General features: G+C 66.3%; 12 protein-coding genes. 9 read left to right on the forward strand and 3 right to left on the reverse strand.

Features of this window, described 5'->3' with window-relative positions:
• Positions 1-4: 4 nt before the first annotated feature.
• Genes ACIPHM_RS22070 through ACIPHM_RS22085 form a run of 4 tightly spaced genes read left to right on the forward strand, consistent with a single transcriptional unit; the run spans position 5 to position 3,285 of the window.
• Positions 5-517 carry a tetratricopeptide repeat protein gene (locus ACIPHM_RS22070; protein ID WP_400333070.1) on the forward strand — a complete coding sequence of 171 codons (513 nt, stop codon included), beginning with the start codon at positions 5-7 and terminating at the stop codon, positions 515-517.
• Positions 514-2,022, forward strand: coding sequence for a type III secretion system translocon subunit SctE (sctE, locus tag ACIPHM_RS22075; RefSeq protein WP_400333073.1), 1,509 nt, complete (start codon positions 514-516; stop codon positions 2,020-2,022). Before ACIPHM_RS22070 ends, sctE begins: the two co-directional genes overlap by 4 nt.
• Before the next feature lie 59 nt (positions 2,023-2,081).
• Positions 2,082-2,756: a hypothetical protein gene (locus tag ACIPHM_RS22080; RefSeq protein ID WP_400333076.1), complete on the forward strand. Its 675-nt coding sequence runs from the start codon at positions 2,082-2,084 to the stop codon at positions 2,754-2,756.
• Between the two features lie 4 nt (positions 2,757-2,760).
• The gene (locus tag ACIPHM_RS22085; RefSeq protein WP_400333078.1) at positions 2,761-3,285 is read left to right on the forward strand and encodes a hypothetical protein; all 525 of its coding nucleotides are present in this window, start codon (positions 2,761-2,763) and stop codon (positions 3,283-3,285) included.
• On the opposite strand, the gene ACIPHM_RS22090 is transcribed toward ACIPHM_RS22085, so the two are convergent.
• Positions 3,249-4,712: an SLC13 family permease gene (locus ACIPHM_RS22090; RefSeq protein WP_400333081.1), complete on the reverse strand. Its 1,464-nt coding sequence runs from the start codon at positions 4,710-4,712 to the stop codon at positions 3,249-3,251. The genes ACIPHM_RS22085 and ACIPHM_RS22090 overlap by 37 nt on opposite strands.
• Before the next feature lie 192 nt (positions 4,713-4,904).
• Between ACIPHM_RS22090 and ACIPHM_RS22095 the strand changes: the two genes are divergently transcribed.
• Positions 4,905-5,270: a GIY-YIG nuclease family protein gene (locus tag ACIPHM_RS22095; protein WP_400333084.1), complete on the forward strand. Its 366-nt coding sequence runs from the start codon at positions 4,905-4,907 to the stop codon at positions 5,268-5,270.
• Here the strand turns inward: ACIPHM_RS22095 and ACIPHM_RS22100 are convergent.
• On the reverse strand, positions 5,242-6,528 hold the full coding sequence (locus ACIPHM_RS22100) for a serine hydrolase domain-containing protein (RefSeq protein WP_400333087.1): 1,287 nt from the start codon (positions 6,526-6,528) through the stop codon (positions 5,242-5,244). The genes ACIPHM_RS22095 and ACIPHM_RS22100 overlap by 29 nt on opposite strands.
• 497 nt (positions 6,529-7,025) lie before the next feature.
• Between ACIPHM_RS22100 and mprF the strand changes: the two genes are divergently transcribed.
• The 3 genes from mprF (at position 7,026) to ACIPHM_RS22115 (ending at position 13,016) form a co-directional block, all read left to right on the forward strand.
• A complete protein-coding gene (mprF, locus tag ACIPHM_RS22105; RefSeq protein WP_400333090.1) occupies positions 7,026-9,749 on the forward strand; it encodes a bifunctional lysylphosphatidylglycerol flippase/synthetase MprF in 2,724 nt (907 codons plus the stop codon).
• Positions 9,750-9,760: 11 nt separating this feature from the next.
• Complete coding sequence (locus ACIPHM_RS22110) at positions 9,761-11,542, forward strand: virulence factor family protein (protein ID WP_400333093.1); 1,782 nt, start codon at positions 9,761-9,763, stop codon at positions 11,540-11,542.
• Positions 11,543-11,708: 166 nt separating this feature from the next.
• Positions 11,709-13,016, forward strand: coding sequence for a solute carrier family 23 protein (locus ACIPHM_RS22115; RefSeq protein WP_400333096.1), 1,308 nt, complete (start codon positions 11,709-11,711; stop codon positions 13,014-13,016).
• 41 nt (positions 13,017-13,057) lie between these two features.
• Here ACIPHM_RS22115 and ACIPHM_RS22120 read toward each other — a convergent pair whose 3' ends face one another.
• Entirely contained in the window at positions 13,058-13,981 is a 924-nt protein-coding gene (locus ACIPHM_RS22120; protein WP_400333098.1) for a LysR substrate-binding domain-containing protein, read from the reverse strand.
• Between the two features lie 397 nt (positions 13,982-14,378).
• Between ACIPHM_RS22120 and ACIPHM_RS22125 the strand changes: the two genes are divergently transcribed.
• Positions 14,379-16,055, forward strand: a complete 1,677-nt coding sequence (locus ACIPHM_RS22125; protein WP_400333100.1) for a DEAD/DEAH box helicase — start codon at positions 14,379-14,381, stop codon at positions 16,053-16,055.
• The last annotated feature ends 126 nt before the right edge of the window (positions 16,056-16,181 follow it).

A 16,181-nucleotide genomic window follows, 5' to 3' on the forward strand; every position in this document is an offset into this window, starting at 1 on the left:
GCCCATGGTCCTGGACGCCGCGCAGCCGGATCGTCACGCGCAGGAGGGAGAAGACGCGCAGGACATCCTCTCGCGATTTTTCGAACGCGGTGGTGCGTTGCGCATGCTCGCCGATCTGGATGAAGCCGATCTCGCGCGGGTGCGCGCCCACGCCGCGGGGCAATTCGCCCGGGGCCAGATGGCTGCCGCACAGCGCGTGTATTTCGTGCTTGCAACGCTCGACCAATGGTCGTTCGACGACTGGTACGGACTCGGGCTTTGCTACCAGCGGCTCGGCCAGCACGAACAGGCGTTGCCGTGCTTCGCAAAGGCGGGGGTGATCTGTGGGTCCGACCCGCGCCCGCCCTATCTGGCGGGGATGAGTTACGAACACACCGGCAACCGGGAATTTGCGCGCAAGGCTTACGACGCCACCTTGCGCCTATGTGCTCAGCGTCCCCAATACGACAAGTTGGCGCGTTCGGCGCGTGCACGAAACGACACGCTCGACTCCCACTCGGAACGTAAAACCACATGACAGTCATTCATTCCTCACAAGCCGGTTACGCGCCGGTCTGGGCCGGTAGCGTCGATACGTCGCTCGACAAAAGCGCGACGCACGACATCGTCGAATCGGCGCACACTTCTCTTGAACGCCGTCAGCGCACGGATTGGCTTCGTACCGAAGACTTCGCCCCGGACACGCCGGCGAGCGCCGACTGGCAAGACGCCCACGACGCGTTCGCCCGCGTATTGAACCGGCTCTTTTCCCTCGGCAACGGACTGGCGGCGAACGCATTGCGCGCGTCCAATCCGGCGGGGGACGCGGACCTCGCAGCGCTCGAAAACGTCGATCCGTCGACGCTTGCCTTGATGGCGTCGATGATCGCGATGGACTCGCTTGGCGACACCGCCAAGTCGACGCAACGTGCCTTGGCATTGCTCGGTGAGCGGCAAGACAAGCTGCGTCAGGAAGACATCAAGAAGTATCGCGAGCAGATGGACGCCAAGACCGAAGACGCCAACAAGGCCCGCAAGGGCGGCATCTTCGGTGTGGTGTTCGACTGGCTGATTGCTGCGGTCGATGTCGTGGTCGGTGCGGTCAAGGTCGTGACCGGTGTGCTCACCATGAATCCGCTGATGATCGCGGGCGGCGTGGCCGACCTGGGCGCGGGCATTGCCGGGCTGGGCGTCGCGTTTCACAAGACGATGGCGCTGACCGATCCGAAGAATGCCGAATATCACGAGAAGGAAGCGGCCAAATGGGGACACGCGCAGTTGGCGTTCCAGATGCTCGGCATGGTCGTGGGTTTCGGCACGTCGGTGAAGGGTTTCCTCGCCAAGCGCGCCACCACCAAGGCGGCCAGCCGTGTCTTCAAGGCGGGCGCGGGCGAGGCGCTGGAGCAGGCGGTGAAGTCGGGCGACAAGGCCGCCATTGGTGCGATCAAGTCGAGAGTCGTGTCCGAGATCGGTTATGTCGTCGGCAGCGAAGTGGGCAAGCGCGTGGGCCGGTCGCTGCTGCAAAGCGGCACGCAGAGCGCGCGTCGTCTCGCGAAGGCCGGTTTTAACCGGATGGCCGAACAGTTCACGCAGCAGATGATCGAGCAGATGGCGTCGCGTGCGTTCGACAAGGTCGCCAAGACGGCGCTCAAGCAAGCGGCGCGCGGAAAGGCCGTCACTGCCAAGGGACTGTCGAAATCGTTCTCCGCGGGCATGAACCGGCAGGGCTACTTCGCGTTGGCGCGCGGCTCGTGGTCGCTCTCGCACGCGGTGCGCGGAACGTTCGCCGGGGCAAACGGCCTCGGACAGGGTGTGATCGGCGTGCAGCGCGCCAAGTTGCAGAACGAAGCGCGCGACCTCTCCGTCGACATGCAGTGGTTGCAGACGCTCATGCAATTGAACGGCGACGACAAGAAGCGCGCCGCAAGAGGCATGGAAACGCTGGTCGGTCAGCAGAACGACATCGCGGTCTCGGCCGGCGAACAGGTGCAGAAAACCGGGGAGATGCGCATTCGAATGGCCGCCTCATCGGCACGTGCGTGAGCCGGCGTTGATTTCCCGGACGCGGCAGGCGCCGCGCCGGTTACTTACGGAGTGAAGATATGACGATGGCATTGAGTTCGACGTATGTGAGTCGCGGTCAGACGGATGACGCCGCAATCGAGACGCAACAAAGGGCAGGGGCGGGCGGCGCGGGCGGGCAAGTGTTGCCGCGCATTCGCGAAAAGGTCGATGGGTTGCAATCGGCGCAAATGCTCATCGCCCTGTTCCTCGCGATGCGCGTGGCTGAGCGCAACACGGATCAGGCGTATCGCACGCGTCACGACGCGATGGTTTTCGAGCGGGGTCTGACGGCGCGCGCCGAGAAGTACAACGCCAATCAGTCGCACTACAGTTCGGGCCTGAAGGCGGCCATCGGCGGGATCGTCTCCGGCAGCTTTTCGCTGATCGGTGGCGTGGGTTCCGGGGCGGCGGGTTTCGGCGGCGAGCTGGGCAAGCTGAGGGTTGTGGGCACTGCCGTCGGCGAAACGACCAAGGGTGTGAGCCAGTTCGTGAAATCGCCGTTCGACGTGGTGTCCAACGACGATTCGCTCGCGGGGCGGGACAACGACGTGCTGGGCGAGTTCGAGATGTCGCTCACCGAAGAGACGCGCCGCACCAACGACCGTCTGCGTCAACGTATCGATGCAACGAGTGCCGATATTCGCGACGTGTCGCGATCGATGTACGGCATGATCGGCCAGCAGGTCACGAAGATGTACGACACCATCCGATAAGCCAATGACAATCTGCGAGCGCGCCGTTGCGGCATTTTTCCGGACTCACCGTTTTACGGCGCGCGCGGAAGTCTGCGAGCGCATGCAATTCACCGTGGGACAACGCGTCGAAAACGGCGAGTTGTCCCTTTGTCATCGTCTCGACAAAGGCGCAGCGGGATTCGTGCTGACGATTACCGACTTCAGGCTCGACGCCGACGCCCGCTCTCGCGAGCACGCGGTGCGGCGCTTCTGTCAGCTCATTCGTGCGCTGCTGCGCACCGTGCCGCATGTGAGCTACGTGCGAGGCATGATTCTGCCGGGCGTGAGCGACGCGCGTCTTCGTGAGACGCGGCTTCGGCTGGGGGCCATCCTTGAGCGCGAGGGCGCATTCTGGCGCGAGGAGGACGGCGACCGGTGGCTCGTGTTCTGCCGCGAGCAGCATCGCATTCCAACGCGGCACACGGCGCTGCTCGGGACATCGTCTTCCGGCGCTTGCTCCACGCCATCGCACTACGGCAACATGCCGAGCACGCGCCACCACACATAATCCAGCGGAAACAACAGCAAGAGCGTGATGATCGTCATGACGACGGTCAGCCGCGTGCCGTCGCGCATGCCCACGCCGCCGAGATGCATCGCAATCATCATCGGCGGACTCTGATAAGGCAGCAGCACGGTCGAGAACACCGGCACCTGCAGCATCAGCACGGTGTAAAGCGGCAGCCCGCTCGCCGTGGCGAGCTGGCCCGCGAGCGGCGTGAGCACGGCGGGCAGACCGGGCAGCGTTGCCACGAGCCCGATGGCCGCACCGATGGCGATCAGCCATGCGGCATTGATCGCGGGCGTGCCCGGCACCATGCCGACGGCATCCAGACATAGCCGCGCCACCTTCTCCCCCAGTCCCGTATCCGCCACCACGGCACCCACGCCGAGAAAGCCCGCCACGTAGATGAGCGGGGTGATCTGCATCTGCTCGGTGAAGGTCTTCGGCGTGACGATAGGAATCGCAGGCAGCAGGCAGACGATCGCGGCCGCGACGGAGATCCACGCGGGCGAGATGCCGTGCCATGCGTCGGTCGCAAAACCCGCGAGCGCCAGCGCCAGCAGAATGGACAGACGCCGCGCATCGGGGGTGAGGGGCGCAGGTGTTGCGGTGGAGGCGTTCGCGAGCGGGCCGTCGTCGGGGAAGAGGCGGCACACGACCCACACCAGCATCGCGGCCTTGAGCGCGCCGAGCACGGGGAAGTGCAGCAGCAGATACGGCGCGTAGTGCAGCTTCACGCCGTAGAACGAGTCCGCCGCGCCCATCAGCACGCTGTTCGGAATGTTCGCAGGGAGGATCGTCGTGGGCGGCATGTAGCTGGCGGCGGCGACCATCATGACGAGCCCGGTGCGGCCACGCCGCCCTTGCACGAGGCCGATGCGATCCGCGAGCGCGAGCACGATGGGGATGAGCAGCAGGATGCGTCCGGTGGTCGAGGGCATCACGAACGCGAGGCCAACGCTTGCGACCATCACCGACGCCACGTATCTCGGGTATGCCGGACGCTTCAGTGCAAACAGTGTCGCGGCCAGCCGCGAGCCGAGCCCGGTCGTGCGCACGGCCAGGCCGGTGACTGCGCCACCGAAGACCAGCCACCATGCAGCGGAATGAAAGCCCGCGAAGATGACTTCCGGTTTCGCCACGTGAAGCAGCACGGCCAGCAGGAAGAAGGTCAGTGTGGTGACGGGTTCCGGAAACAGTCCGAAGGCCCACGCGCCGATGGTGAAGAGCACGAGCACGGCGGCTTGTGCGGCCGTGGGCGACAGGCCGAGCGTTGTGCTGCCGTGACTGGCTGCCCATAGGGCAAGGGCGAGCACGGCATAGGCCGCGTAGCCACCGAGCGCCGTTAGGCGGGCTCGCAGTCGCTCCTGACGCAAGGCGTCGCGCACGTGCGACGAGGGGGGTGTCTCCGGCGAAGCAGATTCGGTCATGGCGCTTGTCGTTTTGATGATGGGCCAGGAGCGACGATACGCGGTGCCGTGTTCAATGGGAAGCGGACTTTGCGGTTTGCCGGGATCTTATCGTCTGCGGTGCGGGAGCCGAGTGCGTTCGGGATCGTGAGAGGGCGGCTACAATTAGCCGCCTCACATTGCGCCGCGTGCATTGCGGCGGAACGACGTCACATGTTGGAAGCGAACGAAGCAGCGAGCGAAGTCATGACCGCCACCACGCCGAAGCCCTGGTTTCTCTACTTGCTGGAGTGCGCCGGCGGACGCATTTACACCGGCATCACGGTCGACGTCGGTGCGCGTTATGCGGCGCATGTGGCGGGCAAGGGCGCGCGCTTCACACGCGCCTATCCGCCGTCGCGCATTCTGCTCTCGCTCACGTTTGCCGACCGTTCCGCGGCCTCGCGTGCGGAGTACCGCATCAAGCAACTGAGCGCGTCGCAAAAGCGCGGCCTGATCGCGGGAACGTTCGTGTGCGATCTCAGTGACATCGTCGTCACCGGAGCGGCGCTTACGGTACCAGACGCGCCTGACGAATGATCCGGCGAACGTCGCGCTGAAGCGCCCCGAACTGGCCGCGCGACGGAATCGGCGACACCACGAGTGCCCAGCTATCGCCCGGCACGGTCTTCTCCACGACGGTGTAATAGGTCGATTGCGTACGGAAGAAGTCGGCAATGCCGTCGTGACTGATGCGATAACTCCGATCCCCCGCGCCCGGCAGCAGAAACACGCCGAGTGTGTAATACACGTCGCGATCCGAATTCACCGGCCCCGATTGCTTGTCGAGCAGCAGCGCGCGCAACGTCTTCTCCGTGAGCAGACTCGGACGCCGAATGTCGAACACGCGCCACACCTTGAGCAGCGCGCCGGTCGACATCTGCCAGCCCGCGAATGGCGCGAGCAGACGCCAGTTGTCGGGTAGCTTCGCGTCGGTCACACCCAGCGGCGTGAAGATGTTCTTCTCGCAGAAGTCCCGGTAGTCTTCGCCCGACACCGCTTCGATCACCATCCCGAGCAACAGATACGAGACGTTCGAGTAGACGAAATCGGACTTGCCGGTCGAGTGTCCGGCGTCGCCTGCGTCGAGATAGTTGAAGAAGTCCGCGCTACCGCCCACGCGCCGAATCGCGAGGCCGCTGAACAGACCGTTGACGGGATCGTTGTAGCCGTTCGTGGCGAGCCCTGCGCGGTGTGCGAGCAGGCGTCGCACAGTCAGCTCGTGCAACGACGGGTCGAGCGGCTTGCCGTGTTGTCTGGAGTAGGTGTCGAGCAGATCGCCGAGCTTGGCGTCCAGCGAGAGCTTGCCCTGTTGCACGAGGAGCGCAATGCCGATGGCCGTGACCGACTTCGACAGGCTGGCGACGGGCAGCAACTGCTGAATGTCGTCGCCCGGCGTGGCGGCTTCGAGCGTGGCGCCGCTGTCCGTCTCGGAGCGCAACCAGACATGCGAGAGGTTGTAGCGCTCCTTGAGTTGCGCGACCCCTTGCGTGATGGTCGCCTGACCGATCGGCACCGCCGGCTTGATCGGCGTGGAGCCACCGGAGGACGGCAGGGCCACGACGGCGCTGTTCGCGCCGGTGGCGGTAGCCGACGAGCCATTGCCCGAAGCGGTTTGGGCGAGCGCGTGGCCCGTGCCCAACAGCGTGGCCGCGCCCAGCAGGACACTCAGCACCCCGCGGCGAACGCACGCGCCACGTTGCCCCAGGGCAGACACGATGGCATGCGGATTGCACCGCATCGCCGATTGCAGGGTCAGACGTGCCCCTGCCGGACGGCCAAGCCGTTCGACGTTCATGTTCAAACTCCCCCCGCGCACAAACTTCGGACCGTGAATCAACTCTCTTCGGAGTCGCAATGGTTCGGAGTGCGCACGTGCTGCATTGCCGCGATATTCGAATCGAAGTTTAGGAAAACTTCGGGTAATTCCTAGTAAAACCCGCGCATTTTACATTAAGTTGCAGATATCGCGATATTTCGCCGATAGCCGGACGCAATCGCTCCGGGCCATCTCCCGTGCGGTGGGGCTGGCGCGCGGGATGTCACCGATATTGCGCGGCGAAAACTCCCTTGTCGGCTGAGAGATCGACGGGAGAGGCCCGTCGCACGGGGGGGGTAGGGGCTGCTCGAGGGGCACGGCAGCGCCCGGGACGACGGTCTTGTCAGCGGCGCACCGACAAGACCTGTTACGCATCGCGGTGTAAGCTATCCCCCAGACAGGCTCCGACTCGCCCACAGGCCACGGGGGCGGCGTCTCGTAGATGACGTCGTGCCGGCCGAAAGATCGACCGAAACATGACCGAACCATCCCGTGCGTGCCCGAGCCGGCCCGCCGATGCAGCTTCTTCCTCTGTGGCGCTTTCCACGACCGCTGCGGCATCGGCCGCGCACGCAGGCCCAGGCAACCCCACCGGCATGCCGACGCCCGTCGAGGCCGCCTGGCTCGCGCTGCCCGCGCCCTTGCGCTTGCTCAGACGCTTCCCATGGAGCGCCGCGCGCCCGTGGCTGATCGTCGCGGGCGTTCTTCTGCTTGGCCTGTTCGTTTTCGATGCGCTGCATCACATGCTGCGGCACGTGCATTACGACAACGTCATCGCCGCCATTCACGACACGCCGGTGACGCGCCTCGTGCTTGCCATGCTGGCAACCCTGGCGAGCTACGCGGCGCTCACCGGCTACGACATCTCCGGCCTGGCCTTTGCCGGCGCCAAGGTCAAACGCTCGACAGTCGTGCTCACTTCGTTCATCGCCTACGCCTTGGGCAACTCGGTCGGCCTCGGTGTGCTCACGGGCGGCACTGTGCGTATGCGGATGTATGCGGCGGCGGGCGTCGAGGCGTCGAAGGTCGCGCAGGCTGTCGCGTTCAACGCCGGGGCATTCGGCCTGGGCATGACGGTGTTCGGTTCGCTGGGGATGTTGTGGGGGGCGTCGCGCGTGTCGGCGCTGGTGCCGATTCCCGCGTGGATGCTGCAACTGTTCGCGCTGCTGTTGCTCGCGGGCGCTGCGGCGTTCCTCGTTCTGTGCGCGCGCAAGCGCTCGGTGGCGATCTTCGGGCGCTGGTCGATGCCGCTGCCGCCGCTGCGCCTCGCGCTGCGTCAGTTACTGATTTCGGCGGCGGATCTCGGCATGGCGGCCGCGGCGCTGTGGTGCCTGCTGCCCGCGGGCGTGGTGGATCTGCCGACCTTCGTCGTCTTCTACGCGATTGCCATGGCGCTGGGCGTGCTCAGCCATGTGCCGGGCGGCGTAGGCGTTTTCGAAGCGGTGATTCTGCTCGCGACGAACGGCCACGCGCCGATCAGTCAGGTCGCGGGCGCGCTGGTGCTCTATCGCGGCATCTACTACCTGCTGCCGCTGATGCTCGCGGCGTGCATGCTCGCCGGGTTCGAGTTGCGTCAGGGGCCGGCCGCGCCGATTGGACGCGCGGCCGTTCGTCTCTTCCCGGGCCTGCTGGCGGCGCTCACGCTCGTGGCCGGGGTGATGCTGCTGATTTCGGGCGTGACGCCCGCCACGCGCGACGCCGAAGACTTCCTGCGCCGTCATGTGCCGCTGTTTCTCGTCGAGGTGTCGCATCTGCTCGGCAGCGTGGCGGGCCTGTCGATGCTGTTCCTCGCGCGCGGGCTGCTCCACCGTCTCGACGCCGCCTGGTGGGGCTCGCTCGGGCTGACGATCATTGCGGCGGTGCTGGCGATTCCGAAAGGCATCGCCGTGTCGGAGTTCTTCGTGCTGGCGGTGCTCGCCACGTTGCTGCTCGTCTCGCGCAAGCAGTTCGACCGGCGCTCGTCGCTTTTCACGCAGACGTTCGAGCCGGGCTGGATCATCGCGGTGCTCTCGGTGCTGGGGGCGTGTACGTGGCTGATGTTCATGTCGTACCGCCGCGTGGGCTATGCCAACCAGCTCTGGTGGCAGTTCACGTTCGACGGCGATGCGCCGCGTTCGATGCGCGCACTGATGGTCGTCGCGGTGATCGGTCTGGGGCTGTCGCTGTGGCAACTGCTGCGTCAGTCGCCCGGCGCGATGGTGCCCGCGAACGAAGACGAACTGGCGCGCGCGAAGGACATCATCCGCAAACAGCCCGCCGCCGACGCGTGCCTCGCGCTCATGGGCGACAAGAGCTTTCTGTTCTCGCCGTCGGGCAACGCTTTCATCATGTACGCGAAGCATCGCCGCTCGTGGGTGTCGCTCTCGGACCCGGTCGGCGACCAGAAGGAGTGGCCCGAGTTGATCTGGCGCTTCATCGAACTGGCCGATGCGCACGGCGGGCGTGCGGCGTTCTACAAGACACGTCCGCAGGCGTTGCCGCTCTATATCGACGCGGGCCTGCGCGCGTACAAACTCGGCGAGGAGGCGTTCGTGCCGCTACCGGAGTTCGGTCTGCAGGGCGCGCGCCGCGCGAATCTGCGGCACGGGGTGACGCGCGGCGAGCGCGAAGGGTTGACGCTGGAGATCGTGCCGCCCGAGGGGGTGGCGCCGCATCTGGCGGAAATGCGTCTGGTGTCGAATGCGTGGCTCGCGCGGCAGCACACCCGCGAGAAGGGCTTCTCGCTGGGCGCGTTCGACGACGCCTACGTGGCGCGTCAGCCGGTGGCGCTCGTGCGTCGCGAAGAACGGCTCGTGGCGTTCGCCACGCTGATGTGTCCCGATGTGCAACGCATCGAAGCGAGCATCGACCTCATGCGGCAGGTGCCCGACGCGCCGCCCGGCACCATGGATTTCCTGTTCGCGAAACTGATGCTGCATTTCAAGGCGCAGGGCTATCAGCGTTTCGGTCTGGGCATGGCGCCGATGTCGGGCATGCAGACGCACCAGCTCGCTCCGCGCTGGCATCGCTTCGGACGCATGATGTTTGCGCACGGCGCGCGCTTCTACAACTTCCGCGGCTTGCGCAGCTTCAAGGACAAGTTCGATCCGCAATGGGAGGCGCGCTATCTGATGACGCTTGGCGGCATAACGCCGATGCTGACGCTGGCCGACGTGGCGTCGCTCGTTGGCGGCGGCTGGAAAGGGATGATTACGAAATGACGGGAAGGGCGATGGCGAATCACGGCAGGACTGACGAGGGGGGCGCGCGCTACCCGAAGCGCTCGCGCTGGACGCGGTGTCTGCGACCGATGGCGCTGAGCAGCGCTGCGACCTTCACGGTGGCGATCGCGGCAGTGATCGCGATGGCGATCTCGACGGGCGTCGCTGTCGCGCAAACATCGAGGCAGACGCAAGGCAATCAGCTCAATGTGCTCAAGCCCGCGCCCAAGGCCGGGCCGGTGGCGCCGTCGCCCGCTGCCGAGTCGAGCGTGCCCGCGCCGGTGATGCCGCAGGCCGCCGCTGCGGCCGCCGGAGCGGCCGCATTCCGCAGTGCCGGGAATGCCGCGCCGGAGATCATGACGCACGGCCGCTTCGAGAACGTCCCCATCTTCCGTCCGCAGGGCGATCCCAACGCAACGGTGCTGTTCTTCTCCGACGACGACGGCTGGACACCTCGCGCCGAACGCATGGCCCGCGCGCTGGCGGACACCGGCGCGCTGGTCGCCGGCATCGACACGGCGCGGCTGATGGCCAACTACACCAAGGACGATATTGCCTGCGTGTACGCCGCAGGCGATCTCGACAACTTCGGCCGATGGGTCGAGGCGGCCGTCAAGCTGCCGGGTTACACGCCGCCGATTCTCGTGGGCGACGGCGTGGGTGGCACCTTCGCCTATGCGATGCTCGCGCAGGCCGGCAGCGACACCTTCTCCGGCGCATTGTCGGTCGACTTCTGCCCGGTGCTGCCGATGGCGCGTCCGTTGTGCCAGGGCGAGGGGGTGCATTTCGGACGCGGCATCACGCACACGGCGGGTGGCGCGCCGATGCGTCTGCTGCCCGCGCCGGTCATGAGCGCACCGTGGATGGCGATGGGCGGCCCGGTGGGTGGCCCGGCCAGTCCCGGACGCGCACCGCGTTGCTCGGACCACCTCGCGCAAGCGTTCGCCGCGCGCACGCCGAATTCGACGTGGCTCGTCGGCGGACTCGCCGGCAGTCTGGGGGCGATGGATACGAGCGGTGTGAGCAGCCCGAGCAGCACTGGCGCTGCTTCGGGCACCGCCTCGCCCCCGCCCGTGCTGGCCGACTGGGTAACGCAGTACAAGAACGCGTTCCGTCGCCTGAACGCTCACCACGTTGCCGGCACGGCCCGGCCGCCTGCGGCCGTCGCCGATCTGCCGGTGATCGAGGTGCCTGCCACGGGCAAGCCTGCCGCCAATATGGCCGACACCTTCGCGATCCTGATGTCGGGTGACGGCGGCTGGGCCGGGCTCGACCGCGACGTCGCCAGCGCACTGGCCGCCCACGGCATTCCCGTGGTGGGCGTCGATTCGCTGCGCTACTTCTGGTCGGCGCGCACCCCGGCGTCGGGCGCGCTCGACGTCGAACGTCTCATGCGCTTCTATCAGACCCGGTGGAACAAGAAGCGCGTGATTCTGGTCGGCTACTCGCAAGGCGCCGACGTGCTGCCGTTCATGGTCAACCGGCTGCCGCCCATGGCGAGAGAGCGCGTGGCGCTGCTCGTGCTGATGGGGCTCGGGCAGAAGGCGGATTTCGAGTTCCGCATGACCAACTGGGTGATGTCGAGCCAGAACGGGCTGCCGATTCGCCCCGAAGTGGAGCGACTGCCCGACGGCGTGGCGATGTGCGTGTATGGCGCCGACGAAGACGATAGCAACTGCCCGGGGCTCGATCCCAAGCGTGTGCAGGTCGTCAAGATGCCCGGCGGGCACCATTTCGACGGCAACTACACCGGGCTGGCGGACGTGATTCTCCAGGGGGTCGCCAAGCGTTGACGACCGCCTGTCGTGCCGGACCAACGTATCAGGGATCCGCGGCTTCTCGCCTTGCCTTCCGTGCGGGCGCTCCGTACACTGCGGCCAGTTTTTCCCCGTCGCCCCGCGTACCGCAGGGCGGTCGGGGACCACACGATACGGCACGACACACAGGAGAAGATCGAAAATGGCACAGGGTTACTTCCCGAAGTGGCAGCAACAGGACACGGCCTTCGGGCGCGTGATCGCCCCCGACGAGCGTCTGGCCTGGCCGCAGACCATCGCCATGGGCGTGCAGCACGTGGTGGCCATGTTCGGCTCGACGGTGCTCGCTCCGTTGCTCATGGGCTTCGACCCGAACCTCGCCATTTTCATGTCGGGCATCGGCACGTTGCTCTTCTTCGTGCTCGTTGGCGGACGCGTGCCCAGCTATCTCGGCTCCAGCTTCGCCTTCATCGGCCTGGTCATTTCGGTGACGGGCTATGCCGGCAGCGGGCCGAACCTGAACATTCCGGTGGCGCTCGGCGGGATCATTGCCTGCGGTGTGCTCTACGCCATCATCGGCCTGATCGTGATGGCCGTCGGCACGCGCTGGATCGAGGCGCTCATGCCGCCGGTGGTGACCGGGGCCGTGGTCGCGGTGATCGGCCTGAATCTCGCGCCGGTCGCGGTGAAGGGTGTCTCCGCCACCAGCTTCGATACGTGGATGGCGCTCGCGACGGTGCTGTGCGTGGGCCTCGTGGCGGTATTCGCGCGCGGCATGGTGCAGCGTCTGCTGATTCTGGTCGGCCTGCTGCTCGCCTATGCGCTCTACGCCGTGCTGACGAACGGCATGGGGCTGGGCAAGCCCATCGACTTCGCCATCGTGGCCAATGCCGCGTGGTTCGGTCTGCCGCACTTCGCCGCACCTGTGTTCCAGCCGGAAGCGATGGTGCTGCTCGCGCCCATCGCCATTATTCTGGTGGCCGAGAATCTGGGGCATATCAAGGCAGTGAGCGCCATGACGGGACAGAACCTCGACCGTTACATGGGCCGTGCCTTTCTCGGCGACGGACTCGCAACCATCGTGTCGGGCAGCGTCGGTGGTACGGGCGTGACCACGTATGCCGAGAACATCGGCGTGATGGCCGTCACGAAGATCTACTCGACGCTGGTGTTCGCGCTTGCCGCGGTGCTCGCGCTGGTGCTGGGCTTCTCGCCGAAGTTCGGCGCCGTCATTCAGACGATTCCGGGCCCGGTGCTCGGCGGTGTGTCGATCGTGGTGTTCGGTCTGATCACGGTGGCCGGCGCGCGTATCTGGGTGCAGAACAAGGTCGACTTCTCGGATAACCGCAACCTGATCGTGGCCGCTGTTACGCTGGTGCTCGGCGCCGGTGACTTCACGCTGAAGTTCGGCAACTTCTCGCTCGGCGGCATCGGTTGCGCGACCTTCGGCGCGATCATTCTGTACGCGCTGCTGCGTGGGCGCGGCGCTTCGCGTCCGGCGGCGATGTAAGGCTTCGAAGCGGCGTCAGATGGTCAAAAGCGGCACGACGATTACGTCGTGCCGTTTTCGTTGGTGTGGGCGGCAGGCGCTTGCAGGCATTCGAGCAATTGCCGTGCGTAGACGGGCAGGGCGTCGCGCTCGCGCACGCATAGCACCAGCGTGCGCAGCGCCCACGGGTCGGCCAGCGGCACGATGCCGATCCCCAGCGTGGCCGCCGAGCGACGGGCGGCGCTCAACGGCACGATGCCCAGCGCGGCGCCGGCCGCCACGGCGCGGCACAGGCTGTCGAAGTCGCGCAGACGCAGGCGATAGCGCAAGGGGCGTCCGGCCCGTTTGGCATGGCCTTCGAGATGCTCGGCGAGCGCGCTTTGTTCGGGCAGGCCGATGAACTCCGCGTCGAGCACGTCGATGAAAGCCACTTCGCCGCGCGCGGCGAGCGCATGGCCCGGCGGCGTGACGATCACCAGCCGGTCCTGCCGGAACGGCACCGTCTCCAGTCCCGTCAACTCGATCCAGTCGGAGACGACGCCGATATCGGCCGCACCTTCGAGCACGGCTTGCACCACGGCAGGACTCGTCTGCTCGCGCAGCGCAATCTCCACATTGGGATGGTCGCTCAGGAATGCGCCGAGCACGTCGGGCAGAAATTCGGACATCGCGACCGTGTTGGAGGCGATGCGCACGTTACCCTTGAGGCCTGCGGCATATTCGCCGAGTTCTCCGCGCATCTGCTCGATCTGCGCAAGCACGCGGCGGGCGTGAGTGAGCAGGGCGCGTCCCGCAGGCGTCGGGATGACGCCCTGGCGATGGCGCATGAAGAGCGCGACGCCGAGCGTCTCTTCGAGGCCGCGAATGCGGGCGCTGGCCGACGCCAGCGTCAGATGGGCGCGCTCGGCGCCGCCGGTGATGCTGCCGGCTTCGGCCACCAGCAGGCACAGGCGCAGATCGGTCAGGTCGAATCGTACGGATTGCACGGGACGGGCCAGAGGTAATGGGGCTGAGGGACACTGGCGTCAGTGTAGCGGCTTGGGCCACGCGCGCGACTGCCGGCGTGCAGCGCGCCGGGATATCGCACCCCTGACAAGCACCCTTACCAGCAGGTAAGGCAGCGCAATGGCGCGATGTCGACTGACTTGGGAAAGGGCGCATGGTAAACTACGCGCTTTCAAGACACGGCCGTACCCGCGACGGCCTCGCCCGCCAAGCCGCTAGAAATTCATTCGCCGGCGGGTCGTCTTGCTGGCGTTTTCAGACGCGTCGCCCAAAATGAGCGCGATGCGCGTCGCACGCCCGACGCGGGCATTCCATCAAGAACACAACATCGATACGCGCGGGGCACACACATCGTGGAGTCCGCGCATTGGTCTTTATATGTCTTTTGAAACGCTCGGCCTATCGGCCGACATCCTGCGTGCGGTAGCCGACCTTGGTTACACGCAGCCGACTCCGATTCAACTGCAAGCGATTCCGGCAGTGCTGCAAGGTGGCGATCTCCTCGCCGGTGCCCAGACCGGAACCGGCAAGACGGCAGGCTTCACGCTGCCCATCCTGCAAAAGCTGTCGACGTCCACGCCCAAGTCCGCCGCAGCGATTGCGGCAGCCGCGAAGGGCAAGCGCCCGGTGCGCGCGCTCGTGCTGACCCCCACGCGCGAGCTGGCGGCACAGGTCGAGGAAAGCGTCACCCAATACGGGAAGTATCTGCGCCTGACGTCGATGACGGTGTTCGGCGGCGTGTCGATGGACCCGCAGGTCAAGAAACTCGCGCGCGGCGTAGACATTCTCGTGGCTACGCCCGGCCGCCTGCTCGATCACATGCAGCAGAAGACGGTGGATCTGTCCGCCGTTGAAATTCTGGTGCTCGACGAAGCCGACCGCATGCTCGACATGGGCTTCATTCGCGATATTCGCCGTGTGCTGGCGGCGCTGCCCGCCGCGCGTCAGAACCTGCTGTTCTCGGCCACGTTCTCCGACGAAATCAAGCAACTGGCGGACGGTCTGCTCAAGTCGCCCGCCCTCATCGAAGTGGCGCGCCGCAACACGACGGCCGAGACCGTCGCGCAGAAGATCCACCCGGTCGATCGCGACCGCAAGCGCGAACTGCTCGAACACCTCGTGCGCGAGCACAACTGGTTCCAGGTGCTTGTGTTCACGCGCACCAAGCACGGCGCGAACCGTCTGGCGGAACAACTGACGAAGGGCGGCATTCCGGCGCTCGCGATTCACGGCAACAAGAGCCAGGGCGCCCGCACGCGCGCGCTCGCCGAGTTCAAGAGCGGCACGCTGCAAGTGCTGGTCGCGACCGATATCGCAGCGCGCGGCATCGACATCGACCAACTGCCGCACGTGGTGAACTTCGATCTGCCGGAAGTCGCGGAAGATTATGTGCACCGCATCGGCCGCACGGGTCGCGCGGGCGCGAACGGCGAAGCCATCTCCCTCGTGTGCGTGGACGAACATCTCCTGCTCCAGCAGATCGAGCGCCTCATCAAGCGCACCATCGAGCGTGAAGTGATTCCGGGCTTCGAGCCGGATCCGCATGCCGTGGCCCAGCCGATTCGCAAGAATCAGCAAGGCAACGGTCGCGGCGCCGGTGGTGGACGGGGCGGCCGTAACGGTGGCGACGACGATGCGCGTCAATCGGCACGTGCACCGCGTGAGCCGCGCGATTCCCGCGACGGCGGTCGGGGCGCGCGTCAGGGCGGCGAATCGAAGCCGCGTCGCGAGGGCGAGCGCGGTGGCCGTCAGGGCGGGAACGGTGGCAATGCCGCTAATGCCGCTAATGCAGGTCATGGCATCAATGTCGGAAATGTGGGACAGGGCGCAGGACAGCGTCAGCAAGCGCCCAAGCGTCAGGGCGATGCACAGCGTCCGCCCGCACGTGCGGCGCAGGGCTCACAGGGCTCGGGCGCTGCGCGCCAGGGACAGAGCGCAGCGCGTGGGCAAGGCGGTGGCGGTGAGCGTGGCGATTTCGCCCAGCGCGGACCGCGTCCGGCGCGCCGGGACGGTGCCGGCGGCGCCCTGCTGATGGGCAAACCGAAGCGCGACTAAGCGCTCGGGGAAGTCTCGACGATGTGCGCGTCGCTCAACATTCCGATGAATTTGAGCGGCGGCATTTATTTGGCGGAGGTTGCCAAATGGCGTCACGAGGGCCGTCAAAACGGTCGTCACGACGGC

The sequence above is a fragment of the Pandoraea sp. NPDC087047 genome, assembly GCF_044745225.1.
GTDB lineage: Bacteria > Pseudomonadota > Gammaproteobacteria > Burkholderiales > Burkholderiaceae > Pandoraea.

Excerpts from the sequence above, each read along its gene's own strand:
- ACIPHM_RS22070 (WP_400333070.1), top strand. The coding sequence starts at position 5 with ATGGTCCTGGACGCCGCGCAGCCGGATCGTCACGCGCAGGAGGGAGAA.
- sctE (WP_400333073.1), top strand. The coding sequence starts at position 514 with ATGACAGTCATTCATTCCTCACAAGCCGGTTACGCGCCGGTCTGGGCC.
- ACIPHM_RS22080 (WP_400333076.1), top strand. The coding sequence starts at position 2,082 with ATGACGATGGCATTGAGTTCGACGTATGTGAGTCGCGGTCAGACGGAT.
- ACIPHM_RS22085 (WP_400333078.1), top strand. The coding sequence starts at position 2,761 with ATGACAATCTGCGAGCGCGCCGTTGCGGCATTTTTCCGGACTCACCGT.
- ACIPHM_RS22090 (WP_400333081.1), bottom strand. The coding sequence starts at position 4,712 with ATGACCGAATCTGCTTCGCCGGAGACACCCCCCTCGTCGCACGTGCGC.
- ACIPHM_RS22095 (WP_400333084.1), top strand. The coding sequence starts at position 4,905 with ATGTTGGAAGCGAACGAAGCAGCGAGCGAAGTCATGACCGCCACCACG.
- ACIPHM_RS22100 (WP_400333087.1), bottom strand. The coding sequence starts at position 6,528 with ATGAACGTCGAACGGCTTGGCCGTCCGGCAGGGGCACGTCTGACCCTG.
- mprF (WP_400333090.1), top strand. The coding sequence starts at position 7,026 with ATGACCGAACCATCCCGTGCGTGCCCGAGCCGGCCCGCCGATGCAGCT.
- ACIPHM_RS22110 (WP_400333093.1), top strand. The coding sequence starts at position 9,761 with ATGGCGAATCACGGCAGGACTGACGAGGGGGGCGCGCGCTACCCGAAG.
- ACIPHM_RS22115 (WP_400333096.1), top strand. The coding sequence starts at position 11,709 with ATGGCACAGGGTTACTTCCCGAAGTGGCAGCAACAGGACACGGCCTTC.
- ACIPHM_RS22125 (WP_400333100.1), top strand. The coding sequence starts at position 14,379 with ATGTCTTTTGAAACGCTCGGCCTATCGGCCGACATCCTGCGTGCGGTA.